The organism is Paenibacillus favisporus (assembly GCF_040545415.1).
In the GTDB taxonomy this organism is placed as follows: domain Bacteria; phylum Bacillota; class Bacilli; order Paenibacillales; family Paenibacillaceae; genus Paenibacillus_AQ; species Paenibacillus_AQ favisporus.
This window is the reverse complement of the sequence record NZ_JBEPLV010000005.1, coordinates 142,005-157,021: the sequence shown is the minus strand read 5'-3', so window position 1 is coordinate 157,021 and position 15,017 is coordinate 142,005. Positions and strand designations below refer to the sequence as shown.

The 15,017-nt window shown below is 55.2% G+C and carries 13 protein-coding genes; 3 read left to right on the top strand and 10 right to left on the bottom strand.

Annotation, left to right across the window (positions count from 1 at the left end):
• Window positions 1-10: 10 nt before the first annotated feature.
• The 8 genes from ABID47_RS22075 to ABID47_RS22040 all read right to left on the bottom strand — a co-directional run bounded on the left by ABID47_RS22075 (window position 11) and on the right by ABID47_RS22040 (window position 9,874).
• Window positions 11-2,056, bottom strand: a complete 2,046-nt coding sequence (locus ABID47_RS22075; RefSeq protein ID WP_435530656.1) for a bifunctional diguanylate cyclase/phosphodiesterase — start codon at window positions 2,054-2,056, stop codon at window positions 11-13.
• A 156-nt stretch (window positions 2,057-2,212) separates the two neighbouring features.
• A complete protein-coding gene (locus ABID47_RS22070) occupies window positions 2,213-2,638 on the bottom strand; it encodes a DUF1801 domain-containing protein (protein ID WP_354499907.1) in 426 nt (141 codons plus the stop codon).
• Window positions 2,639-2,708: 70 nt separating this feature from the next.
• Window positions 2,709-4,484 carry a DUF5050 domain-containing protein gene (locus ABID47_RS22065; RefSeq protein WP_354499905.1) on the bottom strand — a complete coding sequence of 592 codons (1,776 nt, stop codon included), beginning with the start codon at window positions 4,482-4,484 and terminating at the stop codon, window positions 2,709-2,711.
• Between the two features lie 134 nt (window positions 4,485-4,618).
• On the bottom strand, window positions 4,619-4,984 hold the full coding sequence (locus ABID47_RS22060; protein ID WP_116233275.1) for an MmcQ/YjbR family DNA-binding protein: 366 nt from the start codon (window positions 4,982-4,984) through the stop codon (window positions 4,619-4,621).
• Window positions 4,985-4,998: 14 nt separating this feature from the next.
• Entirely contained in the window at window positions 4,999-5,664 is a 666-nt protein-coding gene (locus ABID47_RS22055) for a YdeI/OmpD-associated family protein (protein WP_354499903.1), read from the bottom strand.
• 202 nt (window positions 5,665-5,866) lie between these two features.
• On the bottom strand, window positions 5,867-8,428 hold the full coding sequence (locus ABID47_RS22050; RefSeq protein ID WP_354499901.1) for a carbohydrate-binding domain-containing protein: 2,562 nt from the start codon (window positions 8,426-8,428) through the stop codon (window positions 5,867-5,869).
• 19 nt (window positions 8,429-8,447) lie between these two features.
• Window positions 8,448-9,128, bottom strand: coding sequence for a DUF4956 domain-containing protein (locus ABID47_RS22045; RefSeq protein ID WP_354499899.1), 681 nt, complete (start codon window positions 9,126-9,128; stop codon window positions 8,448-8,450).
• Window positions 9,125-9,874 (bottom strand): polyphosphate polymerase domain-containing protein, encoded by a 750-nt coding sequence (locus ABID47_RS22040; protein WP_116233271.1) that lies wholly within the window; start codon window positions 9,872-9,874, stop codon window positions 9,125-9,127. Before ABID47_RS22040 ends, ABID47_RS22045 begins: the two co-directional genes overlap by 4 nt.
• A 300-nt stretch (window positions 9,875-10,174) precedes the next feature.
• Here ABID47_RS22040 and ABID47_RS22035 point away from each other — a divergent pair, with 300 nt between their 5' ends.
• Together ABID47_RS22035 and ABID47_RS22030 are read left to right on the top strand one after the other, a co-directional pair.
• Window positions 10,175-10,852 (top strand): response regulator transcription factor, encoded by a 678-nt coding sequence (locus ABID47_RS22035; RefSeq protein ID WP_076172272.1) that lies wholly within the window; start codon window positions 10,175-10,177, stop codon window positions 10,850-10,852.
• The gene (locus ABID47_RS22030) at window positions 10,852-12,243 is read left to right on the top strand and encodes a sensor histidine kinase (protein ID WP_354499896.1); all 1,392 of its coding nucleotides are present in this window, start codon (window positions 10,852-10,854) and stop codon (window positions 12,241-12,243) included. The genes ABID47_RS22035 and ABID47_RS22030 overlap by 1 nt, the downstream gene beginning before the upstream one ends.
• A gap of 183 nt (window positions 12,244-12,426) precedes the next feature.
• On the opposite strand, the gene ABID47_RS22025 is transcribed toward ABID47_RS22030, so the two are convergent.
• Both ABID47_RS22025 and ABID47_RS22020 read right to left on the bottom strand, forming a co-directional pair.
• A complete protein-coding gene (locus ABID47_RS22025; protein ID WP_076172276.1) occupies window positions 12,427-12,714 on the bottom strand; it encodes an alpha/beta-type small acid-soluble spore protein in 288 nt (95 codons plus the stop codon).
• Between the two features lie 137 nt (window positions 12,715-12,851).
• The gene (locus ABID47_RS22020; RefSeq protein ID WP_354499894.1) at window positions 12,852-13,751 is read right to left on the bottom strand and encodes a LysR family transcriptional regulator; all 900 of its coding nucleotides are present in this window, start codon (window positions 13,749-13,751) and stop codon (window positions 12,852-12,854) included.
• A 155-nt stretch (window positions 13,752-13,906) separates the two neighbouring features.
• Between ABID47_RS22020 and ABID47_RS22015 the strand changes: the two genes are divergently transcribed.
• Entirely contained in the window at window positions 13,907-14,998 is a 1,092-nt protein-coding gene (locus ABID47_RS22015; RefSeq protein ID WP_354499892.1) for an NADH:flavin oxidoreductase, read from the top strand.
• Window positions 14,999-15,017: the final 19 nt, after the last annotated feature.

Sequence of the window (15,017 nt, the reverse complement as noted above, 5' to 3'; positions counted from 1 at the left end):
TTTGTTTTATTCAAACCAACGTTTCTCCGCTCGGCCTGCCCGCATTCTGCAGCAGCCACTCGTCCATCTGTTCGATATTCATCGGTTTGCCGTAGAAATATCCCTGCATCACGTTGCACCCGGATGCGCGGAGAAAATCGATCTGCTCCCTCGTTTCCACGCCCTCAGCCACTAGCTCCAGATGAAGCTTGAGCGCCATATCGATGATGGCGCCCACGATCGCCCGTTTGGAGGGTGAATCGCTTTCCCGGACAAACAGCTGATCGATCTTGATCGTGTCGATCGGAATTTGATCCAGGGATCCGAGCGAGGAATACCCCGATCCGAAATCGTCCATCGATATTCGCACCCCGATCTCACGCAGCCCATTCAGCTGCCGGATCATATCGGGCACATCGTACAGCATCGTCGATTCGGTGATCTCCAGCTCCAGGTACCGGGCCGGAAGCCCGGTCGTCCGAAGCGCATGTTCTACCATGTACAGAAGGTGTTGGCTTTCGAACAAACGTACAGACACATTGACCGACACGATCATCGAAGGCATGCCTTTGTCGAGCCACACCTTGTTTTGGCGGCAGGCCTCTTCCAGGATCCACCGAGTCATCGGGATGATCAGTCCGGTTTCTTCGGCGATCGGGATGAATTCATCTGGTGAGACGACGCCGAATTTGGGGTGCGGCCAGCGCATCAGCGCCTCAAGTCCGACGGGAGTATCCGTCTGGGCATCCCACTTCGGCTGATACACGACATAGAACTCCTGGCGTTCCGACGCTCCGCGCATATCCTTTTCCAGCTCCAGCCGGCGCAGCAGCCTTTTATCCATGTCGTCATCAAATACGCAGTACCGGTTCTTGCCGGCATTCTTGGCATTGTACATGGCCGTATCCGACGTTTTCAACAGCGACGCCCGGTCCGTTCCATGCTTGGGCGCCAGACTAATGCCAATGCTGGCCGTAATGTACAGCTCATTGCCCTGCAGGACAAACGGTCGGGTGACAACCTCCAAAATGCCGGATGCAAGCTCCTCCGCCAAGGCCTGGCCGCAGTTTTCCGCAACTGCGAGAAATTCATCACCGCCTAGGCGAAACACCTTCTGGCCATCCTGCAGATACCCGCTTAGACGTCTTCCCACCTCTTGAACCAGCATGTCGCCGATGTCATGGCCCAGCGTATCGTTGATCGTTTTAAAGCGATCCAGGTCGATAAACAAAACGGCGGTTTCCTTCGAGGTATCGATTCCCTCGCCAAGCAGCCGGTTCAGGTCATGCCGGTTAGGCAGCCCGGTTAACGGGTCGCTGTAGGCCATTTTCTCCAACACGTGACGGTCGAAAAACATCGCTCCCCACGAAACCATCAGGATAAAAAACGTCGTGATCGTCACACCAGCCAGCAGCAAAAGGTTCATCTCCCCGGCATCGGTAGAAACAATCGCATTCGGGTTCCCGCACCAGAAATCGGCCGCCTTCATGCCGGTAAAATGCATTCCGCAAATCGCCAGTCCCATGACCAGAGCCGAAGCCCACTTCCACCAGCTGACCTCGGTATGATCGCGAAAGCGGAGGAACAGCAGCAGCGCCACGTAAGAAGCCACCAGAGCAATGGCTGCCGAGAGCAGCCAATAAGACCGGTCATAGGCAATCTCGGCCGGAAGACGCATCGCGGCCATCCCGGTATAGTGCATCGCCACGATGCCGCTGCCCATGCAGAACCCGCTCAGGGCAAACTTGGCCCAGTTCACGCCTTTGGACAGCAGCATTTGGAATGCAATAAATGACGCCACAATGCTGCAAAGCATCGATAGCAGCGTAATCGGAATATCGTAACTCACAGGCACGTTCAAATGAAAGGCAAGCATGCCGACGAAATGCATGGACCATACCCCGCTGCCCATGACGCAGGAGCCGGCTACCAGCCACCATTTCTGCGTCCTGCCCCGCGACCTTGATATTTTGGCCGCCAAGTTGAGAGCCGAATAGGACGCAAATACGGCGATGATGAACGAGAGCATAACGATCCATAAATTATATGATTCATGTAGCAGGACGATGGGGCTCACTCCTTGTTGTCAGCGCAGTAAAACTCATAGAGCAAGTATAAAGGAGCGTCCCGCCAAAGCGAAAGAAGTATTTTAGCAAAATCCGCTAATTTTCGCCACCTTCTGCACGAGCTTTACCGCCTATCGACACGACTCTGTGACCCCGGCAGCCTGCTGTCACTCCCCAGCTGGATAGGTTTCTTGCAAGTGCTTTACCGACTGCTGGATCAGAACCTTCAGCACGTCTGCATCAATATCCGCAACCTTGTTGATGTAGACGCAGCCTTTGCCGGAGGTATGCTTGCCCAAATCCTTCAGGAGGGCTTCACGCTGTTCTTCACCAGGGGCGAAGTAGAGGCTGATCTTGGCTTTGCGGGGTGAAAAGCCGACGAGCGGCGCATCCCCTTCGTGACCTGAAGCATACTTGTAGTGGTACGAACCGAAGCCGATGATGCTCGCCCCCCACATTTTCGCAGGATACCCCGTCGTCTCTGTAAAAAAGTCCAGCAGCCAATACGCATCCTGCTTCTTGCCGGGATGCTCCACCTGTTCAATGAAGTCGAGCACACTGTCATCGGTTTCTTTCGTTTTCAGCTCATACATGGTCACCACTCCTTTTGGCAGGAAAATAAAATGGCCTGCCCGTTTACCCGGGCAGACCAACGGAATCGGTTTATTTTACCGAATAAACCCCTTCCTTGTAGGTCAAGGTGTACACCAACCCTTCATCCGTAAGCTTTGCCGTTTGAATCCGGTCGGATACCAGACGTGTGCTCCCCTTCGCATCAATCTTGTAGATACCAGGATCATAGCCTTCCGACAGATAGTAAATCGCATTCTTTCCAATGTAGTAAGAGCTTACCGGCTTGTCGCTGCGTTTGATTTCCTTGCCAGTCGCGAAGTCATATTGGTACAGAACGCCTGGATCGTAGGAACTGCCGGCATCGTTCGAGGTGTAGTACAAGCTGCCGTTCAACAGCTGGGCATTCAGTACCTTTCTGGAGATCACGGTTTTTGGCTCTGCTCCGTTCACATCAGTCTTTGCCAAATAACCGGTCGCACCGTCTACATAATAAATCTGGTTATCCACCATCCAGAACGGACCGGCGGCAGAAGTAAGCTTCACCTGCGTCTGGTCAGACGGGTTGACTTTGTACACCGAGCCCTCATCCTTTGGATCGCTGTCATTGTAACCGAGCACGTACACAAAGCCCCCTTTGACGTAAATGGCGTCATTAGCGCTATAGCTGGTCCCGCCCCCGTCATGCTGCTTCCGGTTGATGGCATAGACGAAATCATCCTTGCCGATCGCCTTATTCTCCCCAGTCTTGAGATTAACCCGGCTTAAGTTATCGACGGTTTTGCCCATAATGTTAAAATCAGCAAGATACAGGAAATCGCCCGATTTGACAGGGCCGATCAAACTTTTGGCACCTGTTACCTCTTTCAGGGCACCATTGAGGACTCGGTACAATGTCTCCGATCCCATCGTAAGATCGCCGCTATGAAGGTTCACGTACAGCTCATTGTCAATCATCGAGACATTCTGCAGCCAGCCGTCCGACGGCTTCCAATCCGCGAGCGAGCTCACCTTCCGGACTTTATTGTTGGTCAGGTCCAAAGCATACAGAACCCCTTGGTTGCTCACCGTCGATACGAAATACAGATCGTGCCCGATGACCTTAGCACTGCTCAACACCGGTTCCCCAGGAATGTCAACGAGGATTTCCTTTTTGCCATCAGTCTTACGGTATAGACGCTCCAATATGCCGCTGCTTTGATAGATCGGTTTCGTGTAGTAGATCGTGTCTCCAAATTTGGTGATCGGCGTCAGCCTTTTCTCGTCCACTACTGGCTTCCGGGTATCCTTCAGCTGGGTCAGGATACGGTTTTTAACAGCCAGCGTTTCGGCACTCTTCTCGTCAACGACTTCGTCTCCAATCACGATCAGACCGTCCAGCCACTGGATATTTTTGCCCAGCGCCTCCGCTGCGCTTCTTAGGGGCAGAACGACCCGGCCGCCGATTTTCTGCGGAGCCACGTCCATCTTTTTGGACTCGTTATTCACCAGCATCGTCGTGCTGTTCACTTTGAACTTGATCGTTTTCTTCAGCCCATAGTTCACAAAAGTAACGTCATCCGGTTTTTTCGCTTCCCAAATCGTTTGCCACTCCCCCTGAGAACGGAACTGCGAAGCCAGCGTTCCCATCAGGCGGATCGGCACCAGGACCCTTCCGCTGCGCTGGACGATGTCATAATCACCGTAAAGGTCGGTCTTCTCCCCGTTAATAAAAGCTTTTCCGTGATAATCATAAGGAATGATGACCATCTGGTCGAAGGTCTGGCTCAAAGGCTTGGGAGCCGCCTTCTCCGCGGCAAAAGCCGGTACCGCCCCGCATACCAAAGCCGCAGACAGCAGTAAACTCGTTAACTTGATTTTTGTCGACATCGAAACTTCTCCTTACCCTCAGAAATTTTATCTCATCTCAGACGAACCTAGCTCAATCGATCTGCCAGGGACCGCCTAGATTATAGACGTCCGGAGAAAGGAATATGTTTCTAGTTCTGTGCTAAACTCCAAAATTATGCGCCTTCGATGACCTGCTTCACCAACCGTTTGGGCGCCGCCAGCAGATACGCCTCCTTGATCAGCACGGCCAGCTCGTCCCAGTCCGGGACGGATGATTTATCCACGGAAACCCAGCCGTGTTGTCCGATATAAGGCGTTTTAACGTAGCTTTCCTGCTGCAGCAGCAGGAACTGCTCTTCCTTGGTCGATTTGAACGAAAGGCTCGGAACGCCCTCGTTTTCCCCCATCATGACAAATGTTTTGCCTCTGACTTTCATGACGTTGTGGCCAAAGCCGTCAACAATCTCCTCCACCTCCGGCAGCGGACGGCAGATGCCCCTTACCCGCTCCAGCATGTCCAAGCCCTGCTTCGACTTCATCCCAAGCCGCCTCCCTATCTTCTCCGATACAAGTCCATCGTTTTATAGCCCGCCGCCAGAGCCGTTTTCATATCCTCGCGCCGCTTCTCCCGGGTCTCCTCTTGTACCGCGCTGTAAATGTACCGGGCCCAATCCCGACGGTATCCCGGTGTAAGGGACTGGTAGAAGGCGAGCACCTCCGGGGCATCCTGAAGATCCTTCTCCACCTCCGGAATCAAGGCTTCATAATCGCCAACGGATTGGCTCGGTTTGGAGGACGGCTGCTTTTTGCTTGGCTTCTCCGCTTTGAGGCCGACGACCGTAAACACGTCATTCAATCCGACCATACGCGCAAATTTGATGCTGCTTGTCCCTATAAATCCATTTTCATCCGCGCCTAACCCTTCCAGAAGCTCGTCCCTGTGAATATAGGTGGAGTACACCTTGTTTCCCTTTTTCGGATACGCTGCGTACAAATATCCCCCTACGTTCAGATGATCGCCGTCAATCACCTTCCGCACAAGCCCTTGCAGAGACTCCATATCGAGCACAAAGGCGAAAATCAGATCGTAACCGCCGTCCTTCAGCTCGGTATCATACGACTCCAGACCGGCCAGCAGATCCTCCCCTTCCGGTTGATGCAGTACCGCCGTCTTATTATATTTTTGCAGGTTCAACTTCTCCACGATCGTTTTCGCCATTCCCAAGGACCTCCGTAAATCAATCTATTATATATAATATTCTGTACTTTTTTCGTATATAGTAAAGCGAACATTCGGGGAAAAAGCAACCTCCCTTCGTCAGCACCCAGCCACACCACCGCAAAAAGAACCCCCATTAAAAATGGGGGCTCTTCGTTACCGGTGCATATCACCGCATTTTCTCGTTACTTCGTGCCGGTCATTAGATCGAGGATGTGCCTGTGTCCGCATTATCCGAGCTGCCGGAGCCCGACGTTCCGGACTGTCCAGTACTGCTTGTTCCGCTGCCGGACGCGCTGCCGCTGGAGTTACCGGATGTGCTGCCGCTGCCGCTGGTACCGGATGCGCCGCTTTGACCGCTCGCGCCCGATCCGCTACCGTTCGCTCCTCCTCTGCCTCCCGGACCCCGGCCGCCGCCGCCGAAGCCGCCGCCAAATCCACCGCCGCCAGTGGTCACGCCGGATTCGTTCACATACGTGACCGTGTCACCGAGCTTGAAGCTGACGACCTTCGTGCCGCCGGTCAGCTTGCCGCCCGTGTACAAGCCATCCTTCAACGTGCCTGTCGAGGTGCCGCCCGTGTAGAAGGCGTAGGTCTCTCCGGACTTCAGATCCGGCGTGGAAATGACGATGGTCTGGATGTCTTTAGCCGGTGCAAAGCTCAGGACCGGTGTGCCTGCGCTGTCGAACAGCGTCACCAGCGTGCCCGCCTTCAACGTGCTCGGGAACGTCATGAGCACCGACTGCTGCGACGACGATTCGGATGGCGCTTGGGCCATACCGGCGCTGCCCGCGGCAACCAGCAGACCGCCGGACTGCTCGAACGTACCGTCATAATCAAGGGCGCCGTTGCCGCCCGATGTCGGACCATTCACGATCGCGGTGCCTCCGGTCATCGTGATGGAGCCGTTGGCGTCCAGACCGTCGCCTTGCGCATTCACCGTCAGGTAGCCGCCGCTGATCGTCAGCTGTGCGGTGCCGGCGCTTCCGCCAGGGCCGCCAGGCATCCCTTGGCCATCCGGACGCTGCTGGGCGCCGTTCTGGTCAGCCGATCCGCTTTGCGCCGTCGCCTCGTTGCCCGCATTCGCCTGTGCATCGGACTGCGCCTGGCCCGTACCGGACGACGAGCTGCTGCCCGTTTGCGCAGACGTTCCGGACTGCGCCTGATCGCCCGTCTGTCCTTGGCTGCCGGCCGCTTGATCCGGCGCCTGTCCCGGCATGCCTGCCGGCGGCTGTCCGCCGAACATGCCGCCCGGCCCTTCCGAGCTGCCGCTGCCGTCGGAAGCATTCACGCCGTCATCGCTCGCGACGACGTTCACTTCGCCGCCGGCGATGCTGATATCCGTGGCCTCAATGCCTTCGTAGCTGTTCTTGATGTTCACTTTGCCGCCGGAAATGACGATCGATACGTCGCCGTGAATGCCGTCATCGCCGGTCGCGAGATCCAGCTGACCGCCGGAAACGAGGATGCTGCCGTTGCTGTGCACCGTATCGTCCGCCGAGTCGATTGTGAACGTGCCGCCCGAAACGGCGATGCCTGCCTCTGCCTTGAGTCCTTTCGAACTCGTGGACTCGCTTTCCTCGTCCTCCGTCTGCGCCGCATCCGCGTCTGTTCCACTGCTGCTGTTCGTACTCGCAGCGGTGTCATCCTTCACCTGGGATGTGGAATTCTTAGCCGATCCCGAAGCCGATGCCGCGTCGCCGCTAGTCGAATCCTCAGCCGCACCGCTGTCTGTGCCTTGGGCACCGGACTCACTTCCCTGTCCGTCCGCTCCTGACTGGCCGCCGAAATCAGGGCGCTGCATCGGCATTTCTTCCTGATGCGGTTCGGCGTTCGCGCTGCCGCCGCCGGTTACCACATCATAGGTACCGCCGGCGATCAGCAGAGAAGCCGCCGCCTGAAAGCCGTCGCTTCCAGATTCAACATGGAACGTGCCATCCTCGATAAGCAGGTACCCTTTATCGGTCTTGTCCCCGTCATAAGTCGTCTTGAAGCCGTCCCCGCCGGCGTTGACGTTGATCGTGCCCGCTTTGACGGCGGCCAGATCGCGGCCGATGATGCCGTCGTCGGCTGCGTTGACGCTCAGCGTGCCGCTGACGATTTTCAGATCGTCTTTGCTGGTGATGCCGTCCTTGTAATTCCCCTGCACGGTCAGCTGGCCGGTGCCGTTAATCGTCAGATCGTCCTGGCTGAACAGGGCCGCCGTCGGCGCCTCATCGGACGTATCCGCATACTTCGTGCCGTCCGACAGTGTGTTCTGCGTCCCTTTCGGCAGCGTCAGCACCGTTTTGCCGGCTTGCTTAACCTGGATCGCCGGGCCGTCCGAGCTCGCGATTTGCGCGCCGTTCAGCACCAGACGCACGACGTCGTCTTTACCTGCATCGACCACAATACTGCCGCCTTGCAGCTTGCCGCTGATCACATACGTTCCGGCCGAGGATATTGTTACATCGCCTCCGCTGGACTTTGCGCCTGCGCCCGTCACGGTCGCGTCCGTCCCGTTCAGATTGATGACGCTGGAGTCGCCGGCTGACCAATCTACCGTGGTATCGTCGGCGTCATACTCCACCAGATCCTTGATTTTCAGGCTGGCCAGCTTCGCGTTCGCTTCGCTCGCATTCACCGTCGTCGTTGCCGTCGCCTCGGTCGCCGTGCCGTCCGCCGCTGTCGTCGTATTGCTCGCCGCATTGGTCGTGCACCCGGAGGCCAGCATGGCCGACAGGATCAGAATCGCGGCAAATTTTGTTTTATAGGAATGTTTCATCGGATCAACCTCGTTTCGTTTAATATTCCTGCACCGCAGGGCTCATCGTCAGCGTAATGTCCAGATTGCCGTTGCGGGTCCGGATCGCGTCCAGAAATTCCTTCTGGTTCGTCTGCGGCCCCATTTTCACCGAGTAGACCACCTCATAGAGGCTGCCGAGCTCGGTGGTCTTGACCTTTTTCAGCTCATACTCAACGTTGTGCTTGCGGAAAATCTCCTCAAATGCCTCCTCATAACCGAGGTTTTCAGGAATGGTCACCTTCAGCGTTTTGATCGCGTCTTTGCGGGTGCCGAATTTAATCAGCTTCAGCACGTACATCAGCGCGCAGAGGATCACGGTAAACAGCACCGCATAGCCAAAAGCGCCAACGCCTGCGGACAACCCTGCTGCCATCGAGAACAGGACATAGGAGATGTCTTTCGAATCTCCCGGCGCGCTCCGGAACCGGATGATCGAGAAGGCGCCGGCCAGGCTGAACGCCCGGGCGATGTTGCTGCCGATCAGCATAATGATGATGGCCACGATTGCCGGCAGCACCATCATCGTTAAGGTGAAGCTCGGCGAATAGGCAGGCTGTGTTTTCATGTAAGTGAAGCTGATAATGGCACCCAGTACGATGGCGATGGCCAGCGTCAGAAGCGCATGAGATAACGATAAGGTCGTGTCCGCAGCGGACGAATTCAAAATAGAATCGATCATAAAACAACTCTCTCCCTTTCCACAACTGGTGCATTAGCATGGCGTATCGATTTTTTATACTCGTTCCCGTATTTGGAGAAGCTTGTACGGTACATCTGATGCTCGGAGAGCATTTTGGACAGCCAGACCGGAACGGTCTTCTCAGCCTTGACCTCCATCAGCCACTGTCCCCGCTCCATCAGCTGATCCCCGTAATCCCCGGCCTCTAGCGCAAGATCGTAACGCCGCGAGCGGATGTTGGTGTCGAAGGTGATCCGCAGATCGCGGTTCCCCTTGCAGAACAAGGCGATGCGGTCGTACGCCAGATACACCATCGGTTTCAGCTCGTACCGGCTCAGAAAATACTCGATCTCGCTGACCACCTGGCGGTTCATGCCCTTCCGGAATTCCGGCGGCACCCCCGTCCGGACGAACTCATATGCCTCATGTAGCTTGAGCGAGGTTCTTCTTTTGTTCACCAGGCCGAACACCTTCTTCTTCAGCTCCAGGTATACCTTGGCATCGCTCTCCGGCACGCCGTACGACCGAATCCGCAGTTTTTCCCGGTACTTGGGCTTGGCCAAACTCGTTCGAATGAGCGTATGATGCTCCGTATCGTAGTACAAGTTGCTGATGGTGTAGAACTTGTTGTCCTTGTTGTTTTCATCCGGTTCCATATATGCCATCAGGTCGTTGTAAATGTTGTAAAAAGCCTTGGTGTCCATCAGATACTTGTTCTCATACCGGTTAAACACTTCAATAGCCATCGTCATGTCGCTCCTTTCGTTTATGCAGATTCACCCGGGGTCATCGCCCTTCATGTTTGTAGCTTAATGGCTTAACCTTTAACGAATCTTAAACATTGCGATAACATACCGTTTACATGCCGATTACAAAACAAGTGCACCATTGTACAATAAGGGGACAAGCGAAGGAGCTGAGGTTCAGGTCCGCCCGGCCGCAGCCCGAAAGGCTGCCGTTCAAGGCGTTAAAGGTTGATTAAAGGTTCGCTTCTTATAATTAAGGGACAATAACGCTGCACTAGAGGTATGAAGGAGATTACGATCATGCGGATATTAATAGTGGAAGACGAGGTTAACCTGGCCGAGGCACTGACCCAGATTTTGAAGAAAAACCATTACTCCGTCGATGCCGTCCATGACGGCCAGACGGGACTGGATAACGCCCTCAGCGGAATCTATGATCTGCTGCTGCTCGACATCATGCTGCCGGGGATGGACGGAATTACGCTGCTGAAGACGATCCGGGCCGAAGGCATCGCAACGCCGGTCATCATGCTCACTGCCAAAGGCGAAATTTCGGACACGATTACGGGGCTGGACTGCGGGGCCGACGATTATGTCGCCAAGCCGTTCTCGACGGGCGAGCTGCTTGCCCGGATCCGGGCGGCGCTGCGCCGCAAGGGCGAAGTCGTCCCCGAGGACGGCCTGAAATTCGGCGATATCGAGCTGAACACGTCCACGCTCAAGCTGAGCTGCAACGGCAAGGAGCTGAAGCTGATTTTGAAGGAGTGCGAGCTGCTCGAACTGCTGATGCTGCGAAAGTCGGCGGTGACGTCCAAGGAGCAGATGATCGAGAAGCTGTGGGGTTTTGACTCCGATGCGGAGCACAATAATGTGGAAGTGTATATTTCGTTTCTGCGGAAAAAACTGGCGTTCCTGAACGCCTCGGTTCGGATCAGCACGATCCGGGGCGTCGGCTATGTATTGGAGGCGACTTCTTAATGTTCAAGAAGCTGCGCAACCGGTTCCTGCTGATGAACATGGTCATCATCACCATCATCATGCTGGTCGCCTTTGCCACGATTTACGTCATTACTTATCAAAACGTGCGCCGCGATATCGGCATGGAACTGGATCGCGTCTCGGAGTTTTACCACAAGGACGGCGGGCCCGGAAAGCAAAGCCCGGGGAAAGGCTCCGGGCAGGGCGGGGCTTCGCTGGCGCAGACCGGAAGCGGCGGTAAAACGGTCAGCCTGTCCGGCACGGGCGGCAGCGCCGCACAGGCCCAAGGTTCCGGAGGCATCGGCGGAGAGCTGCCTGCCACGGGAGATACCGATCTACGCCGCCCCCGGGAAGGGCAGATCCCCCCTCCGGAGCTGTCGGTATCCTTCGAGCTGAAGACCGACCGGGATTGGAACCTCCTGTCCAAGAACACGAGGTTTGATATGGAGGATACGTTCTATGAGACGGCCAAGGAAGAGGCTGCATCCAAGCCCGTCCGCAACGCCCAGTTTACGCTCGAAGGAACGCGCTGGGCTTACAGCGTTCAGCAGACTCCCAGCGGCTATTCCATCGTATTCCTGGACGTGACGGCACAGCTGAAAATCATCACCAACCTGATCTACACCTTTTCCATCGTGGCGCTGGTCATGCTGGCGGTCATCTATCTGACGAGCCGATATTTCGCCAACCGGTCCATCGAGCCAGTCCGCGAAGCCTTCGACAAGCAGAAGCAGTTTATCGCGGACGCCTCGCATGAGCTGAAGACGCCGCTTGCGGTCATCAACACGAACGCTGATGTGCTGCTGGCCAACAGCGAGGAGACGATTCGGTCGCAGTCGAAATGGCTTCAGCATATTAAATCAGAGACCGAGCGCATGAAGACGCTCACGAACGATCTCCTGTACCTGACGCAGATGGACGATGCGCGGGGCCTTATGATCTTCGTGCCGTTTGATCTCAGCGAAGCCGTCGAAAGCGTCATTCTTACGATGGAAGCGGTCATTTTCGAAAAGGAGCTGTCTTTCACTTACGATATCGAGCCGCGTCTGACCTTGACCGGCAGCAGTGAGCAGATCAAGCAGGTGGTCATGATCCTGCTGGACAACGCCGTCAAATATACCAATCCACGGGGCTCGATCCATCTGAGCCTGAAGAAACAGCATAACCATCTGCTGCTGCGGGTAACGAATACGGGCGAGGGCATCGCCCCAGAGCATTTAGACAACATCTTCGACCGCTTCTACCGCGTCGACGCCTCCCGCTCCCGCAAGCACGGCGGATATGGCCTTGGCCTGGCGATCGCTAAATCGATCGTCGAGCAGCATAAAGGGAAAATATCCGTGAAGAGCGTGCCGAACGAGAAAACGACGTTTGATGTGCAGCTGGGCTGAGCAGTACAGCCATTGAACAAGGGACCGGTAAGCGACCGACTGTAACGATAGCGAGATAGAATAAAAATAAAGGCACCCGTTGGGGTGCCTTTTTTACATATAAAAAAGTATAAGCCTCGGAGACTCCAGCGCAATCCTTGCTCACTAAGAGAAGCCGCCATGCCATGCCACAGCCTAATGCAGCTACTTCTGCCCGTCCTTCTCCGCCAGCTGCTGCTGGGCCAGCCGGATCATCTCGCGGACCATCGAGCCGCCGATTTTGCCCCCGACATGGCCGACCGATTCTGTCGTGAGCTCGCCGTTGCCGTCCGGACTGAGCGGCACGCCGAGGTCTTTGGCCACTTCGTACTTCACGTCATCCGGCCGGTTCGGGTCCACGTCATACCCTTCGCGCCGCATGACTTCTGCTTTAAACGTCTGCATGTCCCTGGCAACCCCTGGCACCGCGTATTTTCGGTTTCTTCTGGACATCCTAGCTTCATCTCCCCACTTGTTTTCCCTTAACATGCCCGGAGACAGCCAGGTCCATCCTCCCTATGCGCTGCCTGATCCTGCCTTTCTGTATGAAGGCTTTAGTATGGGATCAAATCAGAAGGTATCTTTTACTCTTAAACGTTTGCATAGCCTGCCAAGTTAAACCGCTGTCCTGCCCTTTGTACACATGCGGCGAAAGCAAGGAACGCTTGGCTTTGGAACTGCTCCTTCCGGGACACCAATCGCGTGGTCACAAATTGGTATCGTTCGGGAACCGGATGCATGCGTACACCATCTTCATCCGCAGTCGCAGTCACAGCCATCCGGGTCAGAAACGCACTGCCGATTCCCGCACGAACGCAATTTAGCATTGTCTCCAAAGTGCTGACCTCGATCATATTCATCCATTGTTCCTCTTGGCTATGGAGCCAATCTTCGTTCGCAGCACGCAGTGGGCAGCCCTTCGGAAACACGACCCATGCAGGATTCCCCGTCTTAGCAATTGCTTCTGTTCCTTGACCTGCAGGCGTTAGGAGCACCACTTCTTCCTGTATTTCAAAGGCGACCTGCAACGAGGACAGTTCAAACTCTCCGGTCAAGAAGGCGCCGTCCAAGCGCCGATCCAAAACTTTCTCGTAATTTTCCTTCGAAGTTGCAGTCACCAATGACAAGCTCACCTCAGGGTATTCGGTCTGAAATTCGGACAGCGCCTGAATAAATGGTGCCGTTGAAGCTATCGTCTCCACCACGCCGATCGACAGTGGACCGCAAGGATAGTCAGGCTCCTTGACAGCCTTGGCTGCCTCTTCGGCCAGCATGAGAATGTCCGAGGCATATTGATACAAAACAAGTCCTTTCTCGGCGAGGACTACCCCCTTCGGTGTCCTAAGAAACAGCTGCGCCCCCAACTCCGATTCCAGCTTTCGCACCCTTGTAGTGAGGTTGGACTGTACATAGCCCAGCTTCTCAGCCGCGCGGGTAATGCTGCCTTCCCTAACGATGGCCATAAACACTTTCAAGTCGGTTAGCTCCATCCCCCAAAACCTCCGGTTCAATCCATCAATTTTTTTAATGAGCTCATCTATAGCAATCATTTTACGGTATTGAACAGGCAGGATACAATCATCTCAGGTCAACAACCAGGTGTAAAAGAAGGTCCGTTATAAAAAATAAAGGGAGGTTTTTAAATATGAAGCAATATCCGAAACTTTTTAACGGTTATAGGCTAGGTACCCTACCGCTTCCGAATCGGGCGGTTCTGGCGCCGATGACACGCACCAGTGCGGAGCCGAACGGAGTGGCTAACGATCGTATGGCACGTTATTATTCCCGTTTTGCAAAAGGGGGATTCGGCTTGATCATCACGGAGGGCTTGTACCCGGATGAGGAATTCAGCCGGAGTTATCATCATCAGCCCGGTATCGCCAGCATAGCACAAGCCGATTCATGGATACCGATCATTGAGGCCGTGCACCGGGAAGGTGGGAAAATCATTGCCCAGCTGATGCATGCAGGCGCGTTAGTCCAGCATCATGCTTTCACTCCGATCGCACCGTCTGCGGTGCAGCCTGTTGGAACGATGCTGGAGGATCACGGGGGCAGCGGCGAGTTCGCTGTTCCAAAGGCTATGACGCTGGCAGAGATTCAAAGAACGATCGAAGGCTTCAAGCAGGCCGCTCTCCGCGCTAAGTATGCCGGATTTGACGGTGTGGAGATTCATGCCGCCAACGGCTATCTGCTCGATCAGTTTATTACGGATTATACAAACCGGCGCACGGATGATTATGGCGGCGCGACAAGCCGGCGTATCCGCTTCGCTGTAGAAGTCCTTAGAGCCATCCGCTCCGCTGTTGGCCCGGATTATTTGGTCGGCGTTCGCATTTCGCAAGGGAAGGTGAACGATTTTGACCACAAATGGGCTCATGGAGAAGAAGATGCAAAAATCATCTTCGGGGAATTGGCCGCAGCTTCCGCCAGTTACCTTCATACGACCGAGTATAAGGCATGGATGCCCGCCTTCTCGGATGGGGGGCCGACCCTTGCAGAGCTCGCCAAACGATACAGCGGCCTTCCCGTGATCGCCAATGGAAAACTGGGTGATCCTGAAAGGGCTGAACAAATGCTTATTGCAGGAGCAGCCGATCTGATCGCCGTCGGAACCAGCGCACTGGCCAATCCGGATTGGGTGAACAAGATACGGGAGGGGGGCACGCTGCGAGCGTTTGATCACCGTTTTCTCCAGCCGATGGCCACATTAAAGGAAGAGGAAGTATTGGGCTAAGACGTGTTCCTACAAAAAA